The following is a 21,336-nucleotide window of genomic DNA, read 5'->3' as shown; positions in this document are numbered from 1 at the left end:
GGCCCAAAGTGCTCCGCACCGCGAACGGTTAGCCTGAGTCTCACGTCGCTATGGCATGATGGGTCGGAAAGCAAAGGTTCGTACTTTCCCCATGGTAGGGCAGACCCTGGGTGGCCGCTATCGGATCCTAGGAGCACTGGGATCCAGCGGACAGACCTACTTGGCACAAGATGGCCATCACCCTGAGCGGCTTCGGGTGGTGATCAGGCGCTGGCAGCCCGGCCAAAGTGCTCTGCACCGCGAACGGGGTGAGGACTCCGCCTCGCTGCGGCATCTCTTTCAACAAGAAGCGGCCCTGCGGGAACACTTGGGATCCCACGAGGGTATCCCCCGCCTGTTGGCCTGCTTTGAGCAAGAGGGGGAGTTTTATTGGGTGGAAGAATGGGTTGAAGGGCCCACCCTGGAACAAGCTCTATTGCTAGGTAACGCAACCGAGAGGGGCCAGCTAACGACTCCGTCCCGCCAAATGCACTGCCATTGGGGGCACGACTGGACAGAGGCTGAGGTACGAGCCTTGTTGCAGGATGTGCTGCAAACCTTGGCCTTCCTGAATGGGGAAGGGGTGAGCTGCTGCAACCTGCAGCCCTCTCGCTTGATCTACCGTCAGGCGGATGGCCGATGGGTGTTGTTGAAGTGGGGGGGTGAGGAACAGGGTCTGGCTTTTTCCGGCTCTGGCTTCGGGAACCCCTATGGCCCCAGGCATTGCAGCGACCTCTATGCTCTTGGGCTGATTGCCCTGCAGGCCCTCTGCGGGATCCCGCCCCAGAAGCTGTTTCGCGACCCGTTGACGGGGGAGTTGCGCTGGCACGATCTGGCCTCTACTAGCGCTCCTTTTGCTGCTTTTCTGGATCGTTTGGTGAGCTGCAACCCACAACAGTGCTTTCCTTCAGCAACAGCAGCTCTGGCCGCTTTGCAGGCTTTGCCCCCCGCCGAGAGCCCCCCTGCCGCCGAACTCCTGTCCCAGCCCAGCCCTGTCGCCGCCGAGCCCTTACAGGAGCCAACCACCCCACCGCGTTCTCCGGTATCGCTGCGGGCGCGTCCCCGGATCCCACCGGTTTGGGCAGGAGGCAGCTTGGCGGCTTTGCTGGCGTTGACGGTGGCAGGGGTATGGCAGATGAGGGCGAACCTTGGCCTGCGGGGGGAGCCCAAGGATTCTGTCCCCCTCACGAGAACGGGATCCTCTGGCCCGGCAAAGCGCAACGGCCTGGGACTCCGTCCTACTCGCGAGAACGGTTCTCATGCCTCCGTTCCCACCGCCGTCACGGTCGCGGAAGCGTCGCGTAGCGATAACGACCCGGCAGACTGGGCCAAGTCTTTGCAGCTCAAGGCTACGCTGGAAGGCCCTGTCGCCGTCACTGCTCTGGCCATCAGCCCGGATGGAAATCTCCTTGCTGCCGGGGGAGACGACGGCGTGATCCGGCTTTGGGATCCCCAGGCTGGTGAACTTCTCCAAACCTTAGCAGGCCACAAGGGATCCATCGAAGCGTTGGCCATCAGCCCGGATGGCACTTTTCTGGTCAGTGGGGGGGCCGACAAAACAGTGCGCGTCTGGGATTTTCCGGCTCTCCCGCCGGGGGATGGGGTGCCACGGTTGCAGTTGCAGGGACACACGGAGCTGATCAACAGCGTCGCCATTAGCCCCGATGGTCGTTGGATTGCCAGTGGCAGCGCCGACCGCACCATCCGCCTTTGGCAGGCCGACAACGGCCAGTTGATCCGCACCCTATCGCCTCACACTGCTGCCGCCGCCCAGGAGACCCCTCAGAGGGCTGGCATTACAGCAGTGGCCTTTGGCCCAAGACCTACCCGTATGAATACTTCCCACCAATCTGAAGGGATCCCCCCTTGGATCTTGGTGGCCGCCAATGGAGATCCCACCGTTCACCTTTGGGATCCTGGCAGCGGGGCCTTGCTGGAAACCCTAAAGGCCGACTACCCCATCGAGCAGGTGCTTCTGAGCCCAGATGGCCGCTATTTGCTCGCTGGCAGTACCGGTGGCATCTTGGTCTGGAACTTGGGCACGGGATCCTTGGAGCGCACCTTGCCCCAGACTTTGTCCGGCTTGGCCGCCCTTGCCCTCAGCCCTGATGGCCGCTTGCTCGCCAGCGGCACCGATTACCGCGCTCACCAGATCAAGCTCTGGGATCTGCGCAGCGGAGAACAGTTGCGCACCCTGGGCGGCCAGACTTGGATGGTGAGCGTCTTGCTGTTTGGCCCCGGTCGCGGAAGCGTCGCGCAGCGATATGGGCAGACCCTTCTCAGTGGTGGCGCCGATGGCTCAATTCGCATTTGGGGGCCAGCCGACCCAGCTCAGCCCTAGTGGGATCCAAGCAGATAAAATACTCGACGAAGAAGGGATCCCGGCAGAGCATGGGCAAAGTTGTCATCATTGGGGCGGGGCTGGCCGGCTTGGCTTGCGCCAAAGTGCTGAGCCAGGCGGGGTGGAGGGATGTCCTGGTTCTGGAAAAAAGCGACGGCCCTGGGGGGCGGGTGCGTACCGACAAGGTGGATGGCTTTCGCCTGGATCGCGGTTTTCAGGTGCTGTTCACCGCCTATCCCAAAGTGCGACAGCATTTGGATCTGGGCAAGCTCGATCCCCGTCCCTACCGGCCCGGCGCTATTTTGGCTCAACCCGGTCGCTGCTGGCTGTTGGGGGATCCCCTACGGGATCTGTCCAGCCTTCTCCCCTCTTTGCTCAACCCCTTGGCCAGCTTTGGGGACAAGCTCAAGGTGCTGCAATTGCGATCCGAGCTGGCGCGCCGCAGCCCGGAGCAGGTTTTTCAAGAAGGGCTAGGGGGATCCGATTGCTCGCTGCGGGAGTTTCTGGAGCAGTACGGCTTTTCCCAACAGATCTGCCAGCACTTTTTCTACCCCTTTTTCCGCGGGATCCTTCTAGATCCGGATCTGGGCAGTAGCGCCCGCCTCTTTGCCTTTTATTTCAAGATGATGGCTGAGGGCTCCATCGTCACCCCGGCCTTGGGCATGGGAGAGCTGGCCCGACAACTGGCCGGTCACCTGTCCCCCGAACAGATCCGCTACCAAACCCAGGTGGAGCGCATTCTGGCAGAAGATGGGAAAGTGCGCGGGATCCGCACCGCCAAGGGTGAAGAGATCCCTGCCGAGTGGGTAGTTTGTGCTACTGATGCCCCTCAGGCACGGGCCTGGCAGGCGGAGCTGTGCCCTCAAGCCCCCACCCCCATTCCCACCCAGGGGCGAGCGGTGACCTGTCTCTACTTCTGCGCCCCCTTTTCCCTCAGCCGCGGCGCCTACTTGTACCTCAACGCCACCGGCCAGGGCTGGATCAACCATTGGGTCCAACTTACCCGCATCAGCCCGGCGCTGGCTCCTCCTGGCCAACACCTGTATTCGGTGGTGGTGCTAGGGGATCCCCCCTTAGGTGACGAGGAACTGGCCCAAGCCTGCCGGGCCGAGCTGCAAACTTACTTCCCCGTCGCGGCAGCGTCGCGTAGCGATAAAGCCCCCTTGGAGCAACTGCGCCTGCTGCGGGTGTACCGGATCCCTTTTGCCCAGTTTGTACAACCCCCCGGCTTTCAGCAGCATCTGGTTCCCACCTTTAGCGGCCTGCCGGGCCTCCTTTGGGCCGGGGAATACACCCACCAGAGCAGCCTCGAGGGATCCCTGCGCAGCGGCGAACAGGCAGCGGCGTGGATTCTCCAAAAATCGGCGTAAATCTGTACAAGGCAATACAGACTTTCTTAAGCCTATTCCCAGCAACAAAGCTGGGATCCCGTGGTATGAAGGGGGTGAACTTGGTCGCCCACGAGGATCCCTCTGTCATGCAAAACGCTACCCTCAGCCCCATCCCGCTCCTGCAGCGGTCATTCGAGATGGCGGGCCCCATCTATGGGCCGCTGCTGATCCTGGCCTCTCCTGGCTTTATCATTCCCATCGTCGCGGAGCTGATCCCGCTTGCCGGGGGGATCCTCAACTTGGCCTATGGCCTGATTGGTGCGCCCATCCTGGCCGGGGCAGCCTTCTGGTTGGTGGATCAGCACTTGAAGCAGCGAACTCCCCCGCTGGGCAACAGCCTGGCTCGGGCTGTCTCTAGGGCAGTGCCTCTGGTATTCGGCAGCATCCTGCTGGTGCTGATTGTCTCGCTGGGGATGCTGCTGCTTGTACTTCCCGGCATCTACTGGGGGATAAGGCTGGCTTTCACGCTCTACGCGATTGCCCTGGAAGACAAAGGGGCCACAGAAGGGTTGGGCTACAGTTGGAACCTCGTCAGGGGCCGTTGGTGGGGGGTGTTTTGGGCATTTCTGGCTGTGGCCTTGATCTTCGGCATCGCGATCCTGATTTCGTTTTTTGTTGGGGGGATCCTGGGAGATACCCTAGGTGCGGCTGTGGTTGGGAATGCTGCCGCCACGGCAGTTGCGCCTATCCTCGATATCTATACAGTGCTCCTGTTCCGATCCCTGCAGCAGCTGCAAGCGCAAGCAGCGTAGTTTGGCTTGCCCTCACCCCCAATCCTTCCCCCCTGGCGAGAGGGAAGTTGCAGTTGGCCTAGGGAGAAGGGCGCTCCAGGATCCCTCCCCCCAGCAGGAGATCCCCGTGGTACCAGACGGCGGCTTGGCCAGGAGTGACCCCAAACTGCGGCTCGGCAAACTGCAGCTTTACCCGCTCTGGCGATTCCGGGATCACCATGGCGGGCACTGGGGGGGTACGGTAGCGCACCTGAACCTCAACAGCCAAGGATGCCGTCGGCGCCGGGATAGAGACCCAGTTGACTTGGCTTACCCACGCTTCAGCCTGGGTAGCCTCCTCCCGTTCCCCCACGACAACGCGGTTCATGGCCGCATCGATGCGCACCACGTAAAGCGGACGGGAAGAGGCAATCCCCAACCCCTTGCGCTGGCCCACCGTGTAGTGGTGGATGCCCTCATGGGATCCCAGCACTCGCCCCTGGGTATCGACGATTTCCCCTGGCCTTTGCCCAAGGTACTGATCCAAAAAGCTCCGCATCGAGCCATAGGTTTCAATCAAGCAGAGATCCTGGCTTTCGGGCTTGTCGGCTGTAACCAGCCCGTAGCGGGCAGCCAACTGACGGGTTTGGGCCTTGGTGTACTCGCCCAAGGGGAAGAGGCTATGGGCTAGGTGCTCTTGGCTGAGGTCGTAGAGAAAATAGGACTGATCCTTCTGCCGATCTACCGCCCGCAGGAGTTGGTAACGTCCTAGCCCGGCGTTAAAGCGCACCCGTGCGTAGTGGCCAGTGGCCATCTGGGAGATGCCCAGCTTTTCGCGGGCATAGGCCAGCAACGGGCCGAATTTCACCAGCTTGTTGCATTGGGAGCAGGGCAGGGGAGTAATGCCCTCCGCGTAGCCGGCTACCAGGTAATCGACAATGTTGGCCTGGAACAGCTCGCGGCTATCCACCACATGGTGCGGGATCCCCAGCTGCTCACAAACAGCTGCCGCATCCACCAAGCCTTCGGTACAGCACTGCCCCTTCCCCCTCATGAGCCAGAGGGTGACCCCCTCCACGGCGTAGCCCTGTTCCTGCAAAAGGGCCGCCACCGTAGAGCTATCCACACCCCCAGAAAGGGCCGCCACAATGCGGGGCCGCGACGGGGATGCAACAGGTGAAACCGATGAGTGGGGGCTGATAACCATTGAGACAAGGGATCCTAGGAAAAGAAAGGCTCAGCCGGAAACAGAGGAGGCCTCTCTCTGGGGATTGGGGAACCCGGAACAAGCTGAGCCGGGATCTTTACTTTAGCCTTCCTCAGAATTGGCTGGCCCGGATCCCTTCTCAGGGGTGGTTTCTGAGATGCCCCTTTGCCGCAAGCGCCGCAGCGAATCCAAAGCAGCCGCCACAACGCTATCGTGGGGATCCCTGGCCAAGTAGTTGAGGGCAGAAACGCTCTTGGGAGAGGGCAAATTGCCCAAGGCCTGGGCCAGCCGCTGCCGCACCAGCCAATCTTCCGATTGGGCAAACTCCAGAATCCGATCCAACGCCCGCAGATCCCCCAATTCCCCCAAAGCCGCAATGGCCGCTTGCTGCAGCAACACCTCCGGCCCATCCAAGGCTCGCAGAAGCACCTCGTAAGCCCGCGGATCCTTCAAGTTCCCCAAGGCCACCGCCGCGCTGAAGCGCACCAGCCACTCCACATCTTCGTAAAAGGCGCGCACCAGGGCCTCAAAAGCCCGCGGATCTTCCAAATAGCCCAGGGCACCTGCCGCGTCGGCGCGAATGCCGTAGTCCGGGTCTTGGGTGAGGATTTCCAGCAACTTGGGCAGACAGGCGTCCGTTTGCTTGATCCCCAGGGCGAAGACGGCAAAAGAGCGCACCTGCAGGTTCTCATCGTCGATGACCTGCAAAATCAGCGGCACCGCCTGCTCTGCCGGCACATCTCGCAACTGGGCCAAGGCCACCATCCGGTCCGCAGAACGCGGGCTGCGCAAGCGTTGAGCGATCTCCTGTAAACGGGCGGGGTTGGCGGGATCCAAAGCAGAGACAGTCATGGCGTTAACAAATATTTACAATCTTTCTTCAGTATGGCAAACGAGGCTGCGCTTGGACAGAGGCCGTCTTTGTCTGGCCCGGTCGGGATCTCTGGGGACATGGTGCCACTGTTTCGATCGACAAATCCTAGCACTGTTGTCGAGAAAAGCAGGTTGACTTGGCCCCATCACGAAGATTTTGGATATTTTGGTGGAGAGGATACGAGGCTCTCTCCCGGTGGTCTCTATGCTGAAATCGCTGCCTGCTCGCCCATTGTCCTGCTTTCTTGTAGCCGGCCTGCTGTTGGCAGGGGGCGTTGCGTTTTTGGCCCCCCGTTGGTTCCCGGCTCTGGCCAACGAACAGGCTGTTCCTGAGGCCGAACTGGCGCTTCGGCCCCTCTTGCCTCCGGGATCCCGGATCCTCAGCTCGCGGCAATTGAGCGACACAGAAGCGGAAATTTGGGTGGAGTCTCGGGGGGGAACCAGCCCTGTGATCATGCGGCTGAATGCTGCAGGGACTTGGGAACAGGATATGAGCGCCACCTTGGCCCGCGGAGCCAGCCAGATGCAAGCTCTCGCCCGGCAACAAACGGTGAACTTGCCTGCCGGCTTTGGCCAGACCGCCCCCGATCAACCCCCGCCGCCGGTGCCCTCCCTTCTGCAGGCTACCCAAGCTGCCTCTAGCCTGATCCCGCCAGTGGATCGAGAGCAGGAAACCCAGCGGGCCTTGAGTGGGGCTGGCCGTGTGGATCCCTTTGTGCCTCAAAACGTGCGTGCTCCTGAACCGCAGATTGTCCTGCCGCCCCTGCCTCCACCTCCGGTTTTGCCCCCTCCTGGCAGCGGCAATGGCGCCCCTGTAGCCGTGGCTACCCCGATCCCAACGCCTACCCCTGACCCAGCTGCGTTTGCCCGCAGTGTACAGGTTTCCGGGATGATACAGATTGGCGGCGAGTCCTTTGCTCTGGTTTCTGGCCCAGGTGTCATTCCCGCTGTGGTGCAGGCCGGGCAAAACTACCAAACCGCCAAGGTGGCCGGAGTATCGGTGCCAGAGCGACGGGTTGTGCTCTCGGAAGGGGGAGAAACGGTCGTGAAGCAAATGGAAGACACCAGCGTGATTGTAGGTGCGCCCTAGCTTCAGCAGCAGCAAGACACCGACGGTAGAACGGGCTTATTCCAAGTAGCAGCCAACTAGCAGTAAAACAGTTGGCTGGCTTGATTCCCAACTCCCCCTTCCAGAGGGGCCGGGGGCAAGGGTCAGAGGCTACTTGAACGGGCTCGGAACAACCCTAGTTGGAAGATAGGAGTTGCCAGATCTCCAGATCCCGAGATCTTGGCGGCAAGGCCGAGAAGACTTCAAAAGCGGGGTTCGCTGCTGAGGCGGGAGGGCTGCTGTTTGAGATAACGCAAAAACTCCCGCAGCTCGGCGTCGCTTAGTTGGTGGCGAGATTTCTTCTGAAAGCGACGTTCCAAAAACTCTTGTCCTTCCTTGCGGCCCCAGCCAATGCGCTGCATCTCCACATCCGTTTGGGCAATGATGTCCGATAGGTCATCCCCATAGGCCGCCGGCTCACTTAGACCGGGCAGCTCTGGGGAACTTGGCTTTGCAGGGATCCCTATCGACTCGGGGGCTGGAGAAGCAGGGGAAGACTGAGCGTGTCCGTTGGCCAACTCAGGAGTTGGCAGATAAGGCACCCTGGCGGCAGCAGAATCCATGCCCAAACTCAAAGAGGAAGTGGGGCGACCAAATCCTGCGTGGTGGAGGGCGCGCTTCAAGGCAGCATCTTCCGCCTCTTCGACGGTGTTCGAGCCAGCCATGCCACTGCCCAAAACCGTGTTGTTCACCACCACCTGGGCTCTGACGATGTAGATCCCTTCTTCCACCCGCAACAGATCGGTGAGCAAGCTGCCCATGGGGTACCGCTCTCGAAAGTCTTGGATCATGTTGGCGTCAGAACCTGTTGCTGCTGAAGCTCTGACTACAAGCTAGCCCGAAAGTTAACTTGGCATCCAGATCTCAATCCAATCCCACCCTCAATATCGACATTGAATTGATATAAAGCGAGAGATCTCAACAAGAGGGAGCTGTCCGAGCAGATAACATCCCGGCTGGTGAGGGTATGCTATGGCCAAGGAATCCAGTTATATTAAGCAAGCGTCAACCCACGTGGCTGGCTTGGAAAACCTGAATTATCAGCAGCTCAGCCTTGACTCTTAGCTCTATTGTCGGCGCCAAGACAGATGGGGGACTATGGCCAGCGATACCATCGGGGTCAGCTCAGCGAGTTTGGGACGGGCAGCCATTCGAGAGCGCAACTACGGCACTGCTTTGCAGTTGCTCCGGCGAGCTTATCGTGCGGATCCCAGCCCAGAGAATGCCCGTTGGCTGGCCACTGCCTACGAGGAGGCGGGTTACCTTCAATTGGCCGCTCTGTACCGAGAATTGGCCCAAGAGGGCAGGGAGACTCCCAAAGCGATTCAATTTCAGGCCCCCAAACCTCCCAGCACCCTTGAGGAGCTGAAGCAGCCATCTCCTGAACCGCCGGATCGCAAGACCATTCCCTTGCCGCAGCCGATCCCACGCCCAACCCCACCCGCATCTCCTCCGGATCAGCCAATTTGGGTTTACAAGCCCACCCCCATCGATCCCAAAAGCATCAGCCGCCAAGCGCCCCTTCGACCTCAAGCTGCAGAGCCTGCCCCTTCCCCTCAACCATCGGCGGAGAGGGACGACTATCTGCCGGTTCAGCACGCCCCGGATTTGAAAAACCCGCAGCAGGGATCCCCCTTTGTGCGGCGACTGAACCAACTGCATCGCCAGTTTAAGGATCAGCCCACAGCGGAACTGGCGCTACAACTGGCGGAAGCCTACGACGAGCAAAAGAACTTTAAAGAGGCCCAGCGCTACTACCGAGAGGTTTTGGATCTGGATGACTCTTGGCTGTTACGACCGATGGTGCAAGAGCGCCTAGAAGAGCTGCGGCAACTGCAGGAGCCAACAGCCGAACAGAATCCTTGGGCAGATCTCTCAGCCCAAAACTTGCTCAAGCTAGGAGAAAAGTTGGAACGGGAAGGGGAAGTGGCTCGTGCCGAGCAAGTTTACCGGCAGATCCTGAAAATGGATGCCACCCTGGATGTCCATGCTAAGGCTCGCAAGGGTCTAAACCGGCTCTATCCCGACGGAAAGCGGTGATTTGCAGGCCACTCCATTCCCCTCACTCGGCGCAATGGGGAAGCAGCTCACCCTTCCCGAGGATCGAGGGCGTCCCGCAAACCATCCCCCAGCAGGTTAAAGGATAGAGAGGTCAGCACCACCATCAAAGTGGGGGCCAGCACCAGCCAGGGCTGTAGGATGATCACCGAAGCGTTGGTGGCCAGCGAGAGCATGTTGCCCCAAGAGGCATCCGGCTGTTGGATCCCCAACCCGATGAGGCTCAGCACCGACTCTGCCGCAATGTAGCCGGGCACCGCCAAGGTTGCCGAGATCACCACATAAGTGGCTGTCTGGGGCAAAATATGGCGCACCAGCAGGTACAGGGATCCCGCCCCGGCTACCCGCGCTGCCTGCACAAAGTCCCGCTCTCGCAAGGACAGCACCTGCCCACGAATCACCCTGGCTAGGCCCGCCCAACCCACAAAAGAGAGGATCACCACAATCACCAAGAAGCGCTCGGCATTGCTGAAGGGCACCCCGGTCAGCGGATTCACCTGCAACACCGCTGCCAGCGACACCAGCAGATACAGCGTCGGAATCGACATCAACACCTCTGCCAAGCGCATCAGGAGCGTATCCACCCAGCCCCCAAGGTAGCCGGATATGGCCCCCACCAGCAGGCCAATGGGGAAAGAGATGCCAATGCCCACCAAGCCGATAAACAGGCTGACGCGCCCGCCATAGACCAAGCGACTGAAATAGTCCCGACCTTGATCATCGGTGCCCAGCAGGTGCAGCCGTGCCACAGGTGGCTCTTCGCTGATTTGCGATCCCACTTGTCCTGCTTCTGCAACAGGCCGCAGCGGGACGGTGCCGAACAGATGCCGATTGGAGGGGATCAACCCCAACCAACGGTAGGGAGTACCGGCCACAAACAAGCGGATCCCGGCTGGACGGCTGGTATCCACCAAGAGCGGGCGTTCTCCCGTTTCCAGATCCACTGGCCCCTGGCGGGTTGGATAAACGTGGGGCCCAATCCAAGCGCCCGATTCATCCCAAAAGTGAATGGCGGTGGGCGGCAGAAGGGATCCCCCCGGTTGAGATTCCAGTGGGCTGTAGGGGGCAACGAACTCGGCAAAAATGGCGCAGGCGTAGAAAACAAGAAGAATGTAGGCTCCTGCTTGGGCCCATCGATTGCGGCGAAGCCGTTTCCACCACTGCATAAGGCAGAGATTCCAGTCGAGTCCAGTTGAACCAAATGCCAGCAGTGTAGCTGATCGTGTCTTGTTCCAGTTGCAGAGAGGGCTGCAAGGTGTCACCGATTCATGCTGGCAGGACGAGTCCCTTCCCCAGTCCAAGACAAGCTCAGCCTGCCAAGGAATAGCTGGGGCTGTAGAGGGCCGTCATCTCCATCCGCACCGCAGCAATCGTCTGGGGCAGCACCCCCACCAGCCGTGCCAAAATGTCATCGGGCAATTGGCTAACCAAATCCGCAGAGAAGAACTCCTCTAGGCTGAAGAGCAAAATCCGCGCCCGCTGGGCCGGCAAAGGATTGTCGGTGATTTGCTGTAGCCAACGCATCCAGTGCAGCCGCTTGGCATAGGCACTTTGCCGCTCTTGGTGGTCTTGCGGATGCAGCAAAACCACATCCCCAATCGGGACAACGCCGCCGGACTCCACATCCAAGGGCCCCCCCACCGCAGCGCCTGGCCCGGCAAACTCAGCATGAAACGTCTTGCAGATGATCAGGGCGTTGTGCCGCTGGGGATCCACCATCAGCAATTGCCCACTGCTGAGGGTTCGAATCAGCTGGCCAGGCTCAACTCGCTGAACCAGACTACGGCTGGGGGGAAGCTCGCTCATAGATCTCAGGATATCCTAACCTTCCCTTGCCTTACATGGTATCTTTAACTTTCTCAGAGTTGCTTGACGCAATCTTCATACTGAGCCCTCTATCGAGACTTTGCATGAGACTTTGCATGGTGAGTATTGCCAGAGGGTCTTCTTCAGGCTGCCGCTGGGCTGAGGCTGATCTTGCCGGTAACATGGATTCTGGTGTCTCCAGCTTGGCATCGGCCAATGCGACGGGCGTAGGGGTAGCCGGCACTGTGCAGCTCTTGCAAGAGGTCTGAGGTGTAGCCGGGATCCACCGCCACCAGCAAGCCCCCGCTGGTTTGGGGATCTGCCAGCAGCAGTTGCTGCCACTCGGGCAGGGATTCTGCCTGTACCCCCTCATAGCCCTGCCAATTGCGACGAGCCGCCCCTGGAAAGATCCCCGCCTCTGCCAGCGAGAGCGCTTCTGCCAAAAACGGAATGGAAGCCAGATCCAAACTGGCCCCCACCCCCGAGCCGCGACAGACTTCCAGCAAGTGTCCCACCAGGCCAAACCCTGTTACATCCGTCATGGCGTGAACTTGCGGTCGCCGAGCCAGTTGCGAGCCGATGCGATTCAGCTGGGTCATCACCTGCAAAACTTCCGCGTAGCCTGCCGCACTGAGCTGACCCTTTTTCAGAGCGGTGGTCATCACCCCGATCCCCAGCGGCTTGGTCAGGATCAGATCGTCCCCGGCTTGGGCCGTGGCATTGCGGCGAATGTGGTGTGGATGGGCCAAACCTGCTGCCACCAAGCCGAAGATGGGCTCCGGCGAATCGATGGAGTGCCCCCCTGCCAAAGGGATCCCGGCTTCTTGGCAAACCTGGATCCCTCCGGCCATGATCCCTTGGATGGCCTGCATCGGCAGGGTATTGACCGGCATGCCCAAAACTGCCAAAGCCAGAATGGGAGTGCCCCCCATCGCGTAGACATCGGAAAGGGCATTGGTCGCCGCGATCCGACCAAAATCCACCGGCTCATCCACAATCGGCATGAAGAAATCGGTGGTCAAAATTAGGGCTTGGTGGTCGTTTAGTTGATAGACAGCCGCATCATCGCTGGTTTCAGCTCCCACCAACAAAGCCGGATTTGGGGAGAGCAGGGGCACATCCTTAAGAATTTGTTGCAGCAGGGCCGGGGCAATTTTACAGCCGCAGCCACCGCCGTGGGAGTACTGGGTGAGGCGAATGGGAGCATCCATAGATTCAAGAAAAGGGAAAAAACATCAGCTGACTTTACTGTAGCGGCATCTGCAGGCAGTCGAGAAATGGACACGCTGAGTTAAGGTTAAAGGGATCCCACTATCCATAGCGTTGCCATGTCTTTTGTTCCTTTGCATCTCCACAGCGAATACAGCCTCTTGGATGGTGCCAGCCAATTGCCGCGTCTGATCGAGCAGGTGGTGGCTATGGGTTTGCCGGGGCTGGCCCTGACGGATCACGGTGTCATGTATGGGGCGTTAGAGCTGGTGAAACTGTGTAAAAGCAAAGGGATCACTCCAATCATCGGCAATGAAATGTATGTAATCAACGGCGATATCCGCGACAAAAGCCGCAAGTACCCCAAGTATCACCAAGTGGTTCTGGCCAAAAATACCCAGGGCTACAAAAACTTAGTGAAGCTAACCACCATTTCCCATCTACATGGCATTCAAGGGAAAGGGATTTTCTCTCGCCCCTGCATCAACAAAGAGTATTTGGTGCAATACAAAGAAGGGCTGATCGTCACCAGCGGCTGCCTGGCAGGAGAAGTGCCTCAAGCTATTTTGCAGCGGCGGCCAGAAATTGCCCGTGAAGTTGCCGCTTGGTACCAAGAGCAGTTTGGGGATGATTATTACATCGAGATTCAGGATCACGGTTATCAAGAAGATCGCTTTGTCAATGTGCAGTTGGTGCGCATCGCCCGCGAATTGGGGATCCCGATCATCCTCACCAACGATAGCCATTTTATTTCCTGCTGGGATGTAGAGGCCCACGATGCGCTGCTCTGCATTCAAACAGGCAAATCCCTTACTGAAAAAAATCGCCTTCGCTACACTGGAACCGAATACCTGAAAAGCCCAGAAGAGATGCGCCGTCTCTGCCGTGACCATTTGGAACAGGAGGTGATTGACGAGGCCATCGCCAACACCCTGAAGGTGCTGGAAAAGATCGAGGGCTATGACCTATTTGGGGAAATGCGCATGCCCGACTACCCGGTTCCACCGGGCCATTCTGCCGATAGCTATCTCACAGAATTGGCCTGGCAGGGGCTGGCGAAGCGCTGCGGTGTTGCTCAGCCGGATCAGATCCCCCAAAACTACCAGGAGCGCCTGCGCTTTGAGCTGAACATCATCCAACAAAAGGGCTTCTCCAGCTATTTCCTGGTGGTCTGGGACTACGTTCGCTATGCCCGCGAGCAGGGGATCCCGGTGGGGCCGGGGCGAGGCTCGGCAGCAGGATCCCTGGTGGCCTATGCCCTACAAATTACCAACATTGACCCGGTTAAATACGGCCTACTGTTTGAGCGATTTCTCAATCCAGAACGTCAATCGATGCCGGATATCGATACGGATTTTTGCATCGAGCGGCGGGGAGAGCTGATCGACTATGTGACCCGCAAATACGGCCAAGAGCGAGTCGCCCAGATCATCACCTTTAACCGCATGACCTCTAAAGCCATTCTCAAAGATGTCGGTCGAGTCTTAGACATTCCCTACTCAGAAGCCGACAAAATGGCGAAATTGATCCCGGTATCCCGAGGCAAGCCCGCAAAATTGGAAGAGATGATTGGCGAGAATACTCCCGCTCCAGAGTTCAAAGAAAAATACGAGAAAGACCCAAACACCCACCGCTGGATCGAGCTGGCACGTTTGTTGGAGGGCACCAACAAAACCTTCGGGGTTCACGCTGCCGGTGTGGTGATTGCTAAGGATCCCTTGGATGAGATCGTGCCTCTGCAGTACAACAATGAAGGCCAAATTATCACCCAGTACTCGATGGAAGATATCGAGTCTTTGGGCTTGCTGAAGATGGACTTTTTGGGTCTGCGCAACCTGACGATGATTCAGCGGGCAGTGGAACTGATCCGAGAACACAATGGCGTCAATATAGATCTGGATAACCTACCCCTAGACGACAAGAAAACCTACCAGCTTTTGGAAAAGGGAGAGCTGGAAGGGATCTTCCAACTGGAATCTTCTGGCATGAAGCAGGTGGTGCGGGAGCTCAAACCTTCCAACCTGGAAGATATTTCTTCAGTATTGGCCTTGTACCGGCCAGGCCCATTGGATACGGGAATGATCCCCGACTTTATCGATCGCAAGCACGGTCGCAAACCGGTAACCTATGCCCACGAACTCCTCAAGCCCATTCTTCAGGATACCTACGGAGCCATCCTCTACCAGGAACAGATCATGCGCATTGCCCAAGACATGGCCGGATACACCTTAGGCCAAGCCGATCTGCTGCGGCGAGCGATGGGGAAAAAGAAAGTCTCCGAGATGGAGAAACACCGCGAGCAATTTGTGCAGGGGGCAGCCAAGCGGGGTGTAAGCCAAGAAGTTGCCACAGAATTGTTTGATCAAATGGTTGCTTTTGCCGAGTATTGCTTCAATAAATCGCATTCTACTGCCTATGGGTTGATTACTTTTCAAACAGCTTACCTCAAGGCCAATTACCCAACGGAATATATGGCAGCCTTGCTCTCTTCTGTGGGGGGAGATCAGGACAAGGTACAGCGCTACATTACCTATTGCTTGTCAATTGGGATCCAAATTCAGCCGCCGGATATCAACCGTTCTGGAATGGACTTTACTCCCCAGGGATCCAGCATTTTGTTTGGTCTGGGGGCAGTGAAGAATGTAGGTGAGGGGGCCATTCAAAACATTTTGGCTGCCCGTCAAGCTGATGGCCCCTTCACCTCTCTGGCGGATTTTTGCCAGCGGGTGGATCTGCGCATTGTTAACCGTCGTGCCCTGGAGGCCCTGATTTGTGCGGGCGCTTTTGATTGTATTTCTGGAAATCGTAAACAACTAATTGCCGATTTGGATCCCATCCTCAGTTGGGCAGCGCAGCGAGCCAAGTCCAAAGCCATTGGCCAAGCCAGCTTGTTCGATCTACTGGGGAGCAGTGGCAGCGCCGGCAATGGATTTGTGGAGGCTCCGCGTGGGCCGGTTACCGAGGATTTTCCACCCCAGGAAAAGTTGAGGCTGGAACGGGAACTGTTGGGGTTTTATGTCTCGGATCATCCGCTGCGGCGCATTCAGGAACAAGCGCGGCTACTGGCCCCCGTCAACCTAGCTGACCTGGGCGGCTGTGCAGCCGATGCCTCTGTGGGCGTTCTCGCCCTGGTGACTGCCATTAAAAATGTCACAACCAAGAAAGGGGATCGCATGGCCATTTTGCAACTGGAAGATCTCACCGGCAGTTGTGAAGCGGTGATCTTCCCCAAAACCTATGAACGTTTGCGCGGTTGCCTGGAGGTGGATCAACGGCTATTGGTTTGGGCCAAAGTGGATCAGCGGGATGAACAGGTGCAACTGATTGTGGAAGATTTACAACCGATTGAATCTGTTAGTTGGGTAACGGTGGAGATCCCTCTCGACTCTGCTGGGACACTGGAGGATCGATACCGTTTACAGACGCTAATCGCTCGCCAACGCTCGGAAATTAAAGAAGAAAATCGCATTCCTGTCGTGGCTGCCATCACCGCCCATCCCCATACCCTTTGGGTGAGAATGGGATCCCAATTTTGGGTTAACAATGCCCAAGCCGCCGTTGAAGCCCTGCGTCAAGCCGGCTACACCGCCCGCAGCGAATCGCTGCTCTCTCCATAGGCATGGCAGAGAAAGCTCCGGCAGCAGCAGGAGAAATTCAACGGAGCTGTTTCTCAAGCCAAGCCCGCAACTGGCTCACCGTCAGCCGAGGGGAAGGACGTGGCAAAGGTCGCTCGGGATCCCCTGCCAGGGTGAGCACGGGAACTTCCAGTTGGTATTGCTCCCACCAACTCGGGTTGGAGGTGATGTCGCGGACTTCCAGATCACGGATTTCGGGGATCTGCCGCAACTTCTCCACCAAGCTCTCGCAGAGGTGGCAGCCGGGTTTGCTGTAGAGAATCAGGGGGGGCCAAGGCACAGCGGATCCCTAGCGGGTGACGGTGCAGGCCAGCCGACGGTGTTGTAGGGAAGGCATCTGCCGCCTGACCAACTGGAAACGCTCTGGGTTAATTTCAGCAATGGCCACCCCCGGTTTTTCGCCACCCGCATCCGCCAAGATAGTCCCCCAGGGGTCCACGATCATGGCATGGCCGTGACACTGTCGCCGCTCGTAGTGGGTGCCCACCTGGGCGGGGGCTATCACGTAACAGGTGTTCTCAATGGCCCGGCATTGCAGCAAAACCTGCCAGTGATCCCGACCCGTGTAGGCCGTGAAGGCGGCAGGGATGAGCAAAATCTGGGCGCCGCGATCCACCAGGGATCGGTACAGCTCTGGAAAGCGTACGTCGTAGCAGACCGACAAACCGAGGTTCCCCAGTTGCTCTTGCTCGCAGGTGACCACCTCATCTCCGCTGACCACCGTGTTCGACTCGCGGTAGGTATTGCCGTCGGGCAGATTGACATCGAACAGGTGGATTTTGCGATAGCGGGCCAGCTCTTTGCCGTCAGGGCTGTAGAGGGCAGCGGTATTGTAAACTTTGCCCTGCCCGTCCGGCACAGGATACCCTCCTCCCAAAATAAATACTTGGTAACGCTGGGCCATCTTGGCCAAAAACTCCTCCGCCCGCTCCGCAATCTCAGGAGCAAGGCGGGCTTTCTCGGCTTCCGGCCCCATGAAGGCAAAGTTTTCTGGTAGCGTCACCAGCTCGCATCCCTGGCGCACTGCAAAGTCGATCCACTCTTCCGCCTGCTGCAAGTTGCTGGCCAGATCGGGAATGCTGGTCATTTGAATGGCGGCTGCCAGATAAGAGCGCATAGACGGAAACTCCAAAGGATGCTAAAGGGGATCCGGCCGGCTAGCCGACCAGATGCCACCAGCCGAAGGCAGGCCCTACAAATCGGATCACCACCCAAATGATGGCCAGGAGAATGATGCCTGCCCAAGCGCCACGGGTTGTCCAATTGTAGATGGCGCGAGCTTGCCCTTTGGTGAGGGGAATATCCTTGAGGTTGGGAAACACCAGCTCTTGGTCGGGATCTTGGCTGATGCGGGTTTTACGGCGCTTCGCTTCGCCCATGGGGTGGCCTCCAAGTTCTTCGCTGGGGTGGCGACTTTTATCTTAAGGTTTTCTGTCTGGGTCACAAGACTGGGTGGATATCAATCTGCATAATAATCGCCTATTTACGCCATCAGACCACGCCAATCCATCCCTAGCCGGAAATCCACAAAGGGGATCCCTGGTGCTCTTGGGGACGATTGCCATCCTCTTCGGTAATGGCCACAGCCCGCACCCATTCTGTAGATTCAAACACCGGCGGTAGGCGCAGCTCCTGTTGGCGATTTCCTGTTTCATCCACCGGAAAAGCTGCCACGAGAACGGCCCCCGCCCTATCGGTGGTAAAGGGCGCCTCCGGTTCCAGCACCACCCACAGGGCATAGACCCGGCCTTCCGGCAAAGGCGGCAACCCTTGGGCCACCAATCGCCCTTGCAGGCGCTGGGGATCCACCTCAAGCTTGACCGAGCCGGCCAGGTTCTCCGCAGTCGGCTGCAATTCATAGGTCAACACCTCGCCAGGGATCCCTTGCGTCTGGGCTAGCTGCAGCCTGCGCCACAGGTAGAGGTTCCCCAGCCCCAAAGCGACGATCAAGCCTGCGGCCACCGCCCCCAAGCCCCGTTGCCAGAGACGGGATCCCTTGGCAATCCAGGCGGGGGTGCGCATTGGTTGGGCTGCCTGCTCCGCATGTGCCTGCAACAGAGAAGCCCGCAGGGCGGGGGGAGGTTGCTTTTCCTCCACGCCGTAGGCTGTCTCCAACGCCCGTTGCAAAGCCTGCAGTTCTCGGTGCAGCTCCGGGCGCAGCTTGAGCAATGCCTCCAGCCGGTCGGCCTCTTCCGGGGAGAGATCCCCCAGCACATAGCCTGCCAGCCACAGTTGCAGTTCTTCGGGAGACACAGATTCGGCTTTCATGAGGGGCCTCCCAACAACTCGCGCAGCCGCAGCAAACCCCGCCGGGCTCTGGCTTTGACCGTTCCCAAAGGCAGATCCAGTTGCTTGGCAATTTCCGTTTGGCTCATGCCTTCGTAATAGGCCATCTTTAAGACTTGCCGTTGACTTTCGGACAACTCGGCCAAGGCCGTTTGCACCTCGGCCACCCGTTCCGCTTGGGCCAACTGCTCCAAGGTGGGATCCGCAGCAGGACTACCCTGCAATTCCACTCTGCCCTGTTCCAGGGAGCGCTGTCGATTCCGCCAAGAGCGCAGCCGATCCAAACAGCGAGAGCGAGCCAAGATGCTCAGGTAGGTGCGCAGGGATCCCCGTCTGGGATCAAAGGAGGAACGAGCCAAGTTCAAAAAAATATCCTGGGTGAGATCTTCGGCTTCGGCAGTACTGCCCAGCATTTTGCAGGCAATTCCGTACACCAAGCCGGCATGTCGGTCGTAGAGAATGGCCAGAGCTTGTGACCGGCCTGCTTTTAGAGCCGCAAACACCTCTGCATCGGTTTTTTCCTGCAGGGATCCCTCAGCTTTGTCGCCCTCGATCTTCATGAGCGGGAAGAGGAAACGGGATGGAAGAGAGAGAGAAACTGCAGAGGCACAAGCATCGCCCAGAGTAATCCAAGCAGGGCAGCGGCTCTCATAATTTATCGTCTGCATAGGCGGAGGTCAACCCCGAGCTAAGGGGAGATAGAAGACCCAATCCTGAGCTGGGATCGGGCCGGGTCAAGGATCAACAGCAGCAACGATCTCAAAACGATTCCAACAATTGGTTCCAAATCAATGAATCCAAAACATTGATTAATGTTGATTAACCTTGATTTAGATAGGCAAATGGGAATCGGCTTTCCTAGAGGGCGGCCAAGCCAAAGAACGGCCCACCCGGCAGGGTGCCCAGGGATGTGGCCCGACCGGTGTTTAGGTCAATTCGATACAAGGTGGAGCCGCCGATGGCAAAGCCGGTATCCACTCCATCAGCAGTACGGATGTCAAACCCACCCATAGGGCCGAAGTTCACCCCCAGAGGGCCAATGGGCACCTGAACCCCATCGTTGGGGGGTTAACAGCAGCTGCTGTTTTTATCATCGTTTATTTGAGCGGTTCTAGGTTCACGGCAAGTTGACGGCAGCTACGGTTTTTGTTACCACCGATCTAGTTAGCTTTGCTAGCTCTACCTCAAGTTCTGGGGGAAGTCGCGCCTGTGGAGATTCCTCTGCCGGGGTTGGGTCAAAAGCTCAGCTAGGTAAGGGTCGTAGAAGCAGGAAGCAACCGGTTGTTTAGTTCATCCTGGGCGGTGAAATAAACGACCATGAGTTGCGGAACGGTTGAAGTCCATGCCAGAAAGCATGCCCGCCGTAAAGGGCGCTGACAGGGTACTGGCTACGGTAGCGGCACCGGTCTGCAAGTTGATGGTGTAAAGGATGCTGGTGTCGGTGACTCCATAGAGCAGTCGGTTGGCAGGACGCACATCGATACCAATAAGGCTGCCGTTCACTCCTGTTACCGTCAGGGATCCCTGCACAAAGGCATCGGCAGAGCGGATGAAAGTGAGGCGGTTGCCGCTGCTCAAAGCCACCAAATCCGCTTGGGAAGGCATCATCGAAGACGAAGTGCTGCTGCCACAGCCCAAGAGAGCAAAACTGCCGGCTATCACAGATGCTGCTACAAAGCTTGTGTGTTTGTGCATTGAACAGGCTCCTCAAAAGATCGACAAACCATCAAAACCACTGACAGACAAGCCCCCCTAAACCACAGAGCCTGTGGCTGCAAAGCGCTGCAGTGAAAACTTTTTTGCCCTCAACCCAGAGAACTCTGCGATTCCCTCTGCCTTGTACTGAAGGCAGTTGTTCTCCGCGATGTCAGCGCGTGGGGCGCGTCTGTAGAAATTACTCAACTCCTGGAAACTCGGATGCCTGGGATCCAAGCTTTTTGGCCCAGACTTTAACTGGAAGCGCTGGTGTAAAAGCGCAGGGCAAAGCGCCAGAAGAGATGGGATCCCCACAACAGCCCCGCCGCCAGCAGAGCGGATCCCAGCAGCCACGGCCATTGGGCTCGCCCCAGCAGGGTCTCCGCCGGGATGGTGGTCAGGAAAGCCACCGGCACGACGAAGGTGAAAAACACGCGGTAGGCCACCGGATAGGCCACTATCGGAAATCGTCCTGCCTCTACTAGGCCCCGCAGCACCTCGGTGACGTTGTAGATTTTGACAAACCAAATGCTGGTGGCTCCCAACATAAACCAGAGGCTGTAGAGGATGATCAGCCCCAGCAGCAGAGGCAGCAGCCCCAGAGCATAGGCCCAAGCAGGCAAATGGAGCTGGATCCCGGCGTAGAGAATCAGCAACAGGCCAAAGCCGATATCCACCAGGCCCCAGGGGGAAAACACCCTGGCCGACAGCCAAAACTGGCTGCTTATTGGCTTTAGCAAAACAAAATCCAAGGTGCCTTCCTGCACCTGCTGCACAATGCGATTGAGGTTGACGTTAAAGAGACTGGCCGACACCCCCTGCAGAATGGTGAACACCCCCAACACGATGAGGGCTTCCGGCCAACTCCAACCGCCCAGCCGGTGCCCCTGCTGGTAAAACAACGACAGCCCAAACAGAGCGGATCCCAAGCCACCCAGACTGCTGAGGCTGGCAAAGAAAAAATTGGCACGGTACTCCATTTCTGCCGCGATTGAGGTGCTCCAAAACAGCCACAATATCCGCAAATAGCGCAGCACC

Annotated in this window: 19 protein-coding genes and 1 pseudogene; 6 read left to right on the top strand and 14 right to left on the bottom strand. The window is 58.4% G+C overall.

Features of this window, described 5'->3' with window-relative positions; translation table 11 throughout:
* Positions 1 to 91 precede the first annotated feature (91 nt).
* The 3 genes from ACVWZG_RS01920 (at position 92) to ACVWZG_RS01910 (ending at position 4,463) form a co-directional block, all read left to right on the top strand.
* The gene (locus ACVWZG_RS01920) at positions 92 to 2,320 is read left to right on the top strand and encodes a WD40 repeat domain-containing serine/threonine-protein kinase (protein WP_457405420.1); all 2,229 of its coding nucleotides are present in this window, start codon (positions 92 to 94) and stop codon (positions 2,318 to 2,320) included.
* A 50-nt stretch (positions 2,321 to 2,370) separates the two neighbouring features.
* A complete protein-coding gene (locus tag ACVWZG_RS01915; RefSeq protein WP_457405417.1) occupies positions 2,371 to 3,690 on the top strand; it encodes an FAD-dependent oxidoreductase in 1,320 nt (439 codons plus the stop codon).
* A 65-nt stretch (positions 3,691 to 3,755) separates the two neighbouring features.
* Positions 3,756 to 4,463 carry a glycerophosphoryl diester phosphodiesterase membrane domain-containing protein gene (locus ACVWZG_RS01910; protein ID WP_457405415.1) on the top strand — a complete coding sequence of 236 codons (708 nt, stop codon included), beginning with the start codon at positions 3,756 to 3,758 and terminating at the stop codon, positions 4,461 to 4,463.
* Between the two features lie 58 nt (positions 4,464 to 4,521).
* Here ACVWZG_RS01910 and mnmA read toward each other — a convergent pair whose 3' ends face one another.
* Positions 4,522 to 5,628, bottom strand: a complete 1,107-nt coding sequence (mnmA, locus tag ACVWZG_RS01905) for a tRNA 2-thiouridine(34) synthase MnmA (RefSeq protein ID WP_414416032.1) — start codon at positions 5,626 to 5,628, stop codon at positions 4,522 to 4,524.
* A gap of 102 nt (positions 5,629 to 5,730) precedes the next feature.
* The gene (locus ACVWZG_RS01900) at positions 5,731 to 6,480 is read right to left on the bottom strand and encodes a HEAT repeat domain-containing protein (RefSeq protein WP_414373963.1); all 750 of its coding nucleotides are present in this window, start codon (positions 6,478 to 6,480) and stop codon (positions 5,731 to 5,733) included.
* A gap of 226 nt (positions 6,481 to 6,706) precedes the next feature.
* On the opposite strand from ACVWZG_RS01900, the gene ACVWZG_RS01895 reads away from it, so the two are divergent.
* The gene (locus ACVWZG_RS01895) at positions 6,707 to 7,591 is read left to right on the top strand and encodes a hypothetical protein (protein ID WP_457405413.1); all 885 of its coding nucleotides are present in this window, start codon (positions 6,707 to 6,709) and stop codon (positions 7,589 to 7,591) included.
* A 221-nt stretch (positions 7,592 to 7,812) separates the two neighbouring features.
* Here the strand turns inward: ACVWZG_RS01895 and ACVWZG_RS01890 are convergent, their stop codons facing one another.
* Positions 7,813 to 8,400 carry a hypothetical protein gene (locus ACVWZG_RS01890; RefSeq protein ID WP_414329849.1) on the bottom strand — a complete coding sequence of 196 codons (588 nt, stop codon included), beginning with the start codon at positions 8,398 to 8,400 and terminating at the stop codon, positions 7,813 to 7,815.
* Between the two features lie 307 nt (positions 8,401 to 8,707).
* Between ACVWZG_RS01890 and ACVWZG_RS01885 the strand changes: the two genes are divergently transcribed.
* Entirely contained in the window at positions 8,708 to 9,649 is a 942-nt protein-coding gene (locus ACVWZG_RS01885; RefSeq protein WP_414424613.1) for a hypothetical protein, read from the top strand.
* Positions 9,650 to 9,696: 47 nt separating this feature from the next.
* Here the strand turns inward: ACVWZG_RS01885 and ACVWZG_RS01880 are convergent, their stop codons facing one another.
* From ACVWZG_RS01880 to selD, 3 genes are all read right to left on the bottom strand, one after another.
* On the bottom strand, positions 9,697 to 10,833 hold the full coding sequence (locus ACVWZG_RS01880) for an ABC transporter permease (RefSeq protein WP_457385892.1): 1,137 nt from the start codon (positions 10,831 to 10,833) through the stop codon (positions 9,697 to 9,699).
* Positions 10,834 to 10,975: 142 nt separating this feature from the next.
* A complete protein-coding gene (locus tag ACVWZG_RS01875; protein WP_414341756.1) occupies positions 10,976 to 11,473 on the bottom strand; it encodes a hypothetical protein in 498 nt (165 codons plus the stop codon).
* Positions 11,474 to 11,616: 143 nt separating this feature from the next.
* Positions 11,617 to 12,684, bottom strand: coding sequence for a selenide, water dikinase SelD (gene selD, locus ACVWZG_RS01870; protein WP_414406871.1), 1,068 nt, complete (start codon positions 12,682 to 12,684; stop codon positions 11,617 to 11,619).
* A 117-nt stretch (positions 12,685 to 12,801) separates the two neighbouring features.
* Between selD and ACVWZG_RS01865 the strand changes: the two genes are divergently transcribed.
* Positions 12,802 to 16,299 carry a DNA polymerase III subunit alpha gene (locus ACVWZG_RS01865; protein ID WP_457405411.1) on the top strand — a complete coding sequence of 1,166 codons (3,498 nt, stop codon included), beginning with the start codon at positions 12,802 to 12,804 and terminating at the stop codon, positions 16,297 to 16,299.
* A gap of 37 nt (positions 16,300 to 16,336) precedes the next feature.
* On the opposite strand, the gene ACVWZG_RS01860 is transcribed toward ACVWZG_RS01865, so the two are convergent.
* The 8 genes and pseudogenes from ACVWZG_RS01860 to ACVWZG_RS01825 all read right to left on the bottom strand — a co-directional run bounded on the left by ACVWZG_RS01860 (position 16,337) and on the right by ACVWZG_RS01825 (position 21,335).
* The gene (locus ACVWZG_RS01860; RefSeq protein ID WP_011432810.1) at positions 16,337 to 16,597 is read right to left on the bottom strand and encodes a glutaredoxin family protein; all 261 of its coding nucleotides are present in this window, start codon (positions 16,595 to 16,597) and stop codon (positions 16,337 to 16,339) included.
* A 9-nt stretch (positions 16,598 to 16,606) separates the two neighbouring features.
* Positions 16,607 to 17,434: a carbon-nitrogen hydrolase family protein gene (locus ACVWZG_RS01855; RefSeq protein WP_011432809.1), complete on the bottom strand. Its 828-nt coding sequence runs from the start codon at positions 17,432 to 17,434 to the stop codon at positions 16,607 to 16,609.
* Positions 17,435 to 17,474: 40 nt separating this feature from the next.
* Positions 17,475 to 17,696 (bottom strand): DUF2839 domain-containing protein, encoded by a 222-nt coding sequence (locus ACVWZG_RS01850; protein ID WP_414329235.1) that lies wholly within the window; start codon positions 17,694 to 17,696, stop codon positions 17,475 to 17,477.
* Between the two features lie 133 nt (positions 17,697 to 17,829).
* Complete coding sequence (locus ACVWZG_RS01845; RefSeq protein WP_414381903.1) at positions 17,830 to 18,585, bottom strand: anti-sigma factor domain-containing protein; 756 nt, start codon at positions 18,583 to 18,585, stop codon at positions 17,830 to 17,832.
* Positions 18,582 to 19,163 carry a sigma-70 family RNA polymerase sigma factor gene (locus ACVWZG_RS01840; RefSeq protein ID WP_414357714.1) on the bottom strand — a complete coding sequence of 194 codons (582 nt, stop codon included), beginning with the start codon at positions 19,161 to 19,163 and terminating at the stop codon, positions 18,582 to 18,584. Before ACVWZG_RS01840 ends, ACVWZG_RS01845 begins: the two co-directional genes overlap by 4 nt.
* A gap of 298 nt (positions 19,164 to 19,461) precedes the next feature.
* Positions 19,462 to 19,659: pseudogene (locus tag ACVWZG_RS01835) on the bottom strand (DUF4394 domain-containing protein); the annotation flags it as partial.
* 234 nt (positions 19,660 to 19,893) lie between these two features.
* Positions 19,894 to 20,211 carry a DUF4394 domain-containing protein gene (locus ACVWZG_RS01830; RefSeq protein ID WP_457405408.1) on the bottom strand — a complete coding sequence of 106 codons (318 nt, stop codon included), beginning with the start codon at positions 20,209 to 20,211 and terminating at the stop codon, positions 19,894 to 19,896.
* Positions 20,212 to 20,552: 341 nt separating this feature from the next.
* Positions 20,553 to 21,335 (bottom strand): ABC transporter permease, encoded by a 783-nt coding sequence (locus ACVWZG_RS01825; RefSeq protein WP_414349888.1) that lies wholly within the window; start codon positions 21,333 to 21,335, stop codon positions 20,553 to 20,555.
* Position 21,336 lies beyond the last annotated feature (1 nt).

The sequence above is a fragment of the Thermostichus sp. OS-CIW-33 genome, from assembly GCF_054059615.1.
The sequence above is the reverse complement of the archived record's forward strand: the minus strand, read 5'-3'. Positions and strand labels throughout refer to the sequence as shown.

Bases quoted from the DNA above. Each gene is read 5' to 3' on its own strand.
- ACVWZG_RS01920 (WP_457405420.1), top strand. From the start codon at position 92: ATGGTAGGGCAGACCCTGGGTGGCCGCTATCGGATCCTAGGAGCACTG.
- ACVWZG_RS01915 (WP_457405417.1), top strand. From the start codon at position 2,371: ATGGGCAAAGTTGTCATCATTGGGGCGGGGCTGGCCGGCTTGGCTTGC.
- ACVWZG_RS01910 (WP_457405415.1), top strand. From the start codon at position 3,756: ATGAAGGGGGTGAACTTGGTCGCCCACGAGGATCCCTCTGTCATGCAA.
- mnmA (WP_414416032.1), bottom strand. From the start codon at position 5,628: ATGGTTATCAGCCCCCACTCATCGGTTTCACCTGTTGCATCCCCGTCG.
- ACVWZG_RS01900 (WP_414373963.1), bottom strand. From the start codon at position 6,480: ATGACTGTCTCTGCTTTGGATCCCGCCAACCCCGCCCGTTTACAGGAG.
- ACVWZG_RS01895 (WP_457405413.1), top strand. From the start codon at position 6,707: ATGCTGAAATCGCTGCCTGCTCGCCCATTGTCCTGCTTTCTTGTAGCC.
- ACVWZG_RS01890 (WP_414329849.1), bottom strand. From the start codon at position 8,400: ATGATCCAAGACTTTCGAGAGCGGTACCCCATGGGCAGCTTGCTCACC.
- ACVWZG_RS01885 (WP_414424613.1), top strand. From the start codon at position 8,708: ATGGCCAGCGATACCATCGGGGTCAGCTCAGCGAGTTTGGGACGGGCA.
- ACVWZG_RS01880 (WP_457385892.1), bottom strand. From the start codon at position 10,833: ATGCAGTGGTGGAAACGGCTTCGCCGCAATCGATGGGCCCAAGCAGGA.
- ACVWZG_RS01875 (WP_414341756.1), bottom strand. From the start codon at position 11,473: ATGAGCGAGCTTCCCCCCAGCCGTAGTCTGGTTCAGCGAGTTGAGCCT.
- selD (WP_414406871.1), bottom strand. From the start codon at position 12,684: ATGGATGCTCCCATTCGCCTCACCCAGTACTCCCACGGCGGTGGCTGC.
- ACVWZG_RS01865 (WP_457405411.1), top strand. From the start codon at position 12,802: ATGTCTTTTGTTCCTTTGCATCTCCACAGCGAATACAGCCTCTTGGAT.
- ACVWZG_RS01855 (WP_011432809.1), bottom strand. From the start codon at position 17,434: ATGCGCTCTTATCTGGCAGCCGCCATTCAAATGACCAGCATTCCCGAT.
- ACVWZG_RS01850 (WP_414329235.1), bottom strand. From the start codon at position 17,696: ATGGGCGAAGCGAAGCGCCGTAAAACCCGCATCAGCCAAGATCCCGAC.
- ACVWZG_RS01845 (WP_414381903.1), bottom strand. From the start codon at position 18,585: ATGAAAGCCGAATCTGTGTCTCCCGAAGAACTGCAACTGTGGCTGGCA.
- ACVWZG_RS01840 (WP_414357714.1), bottom strand. From the start codon at position 19,163: ATGAAGATCGAGGGCGACAAAGCTGAGGGATCCCTGCAGGAAAAAACC.
- ACVWZG_RS01830 (WP_457405408.1), bottom strand. From the start codon at position 20,211: ATGATGCCTTCCCAAGCGGATTTGGTGGCTTTGAGCAGCGGCAACCGC.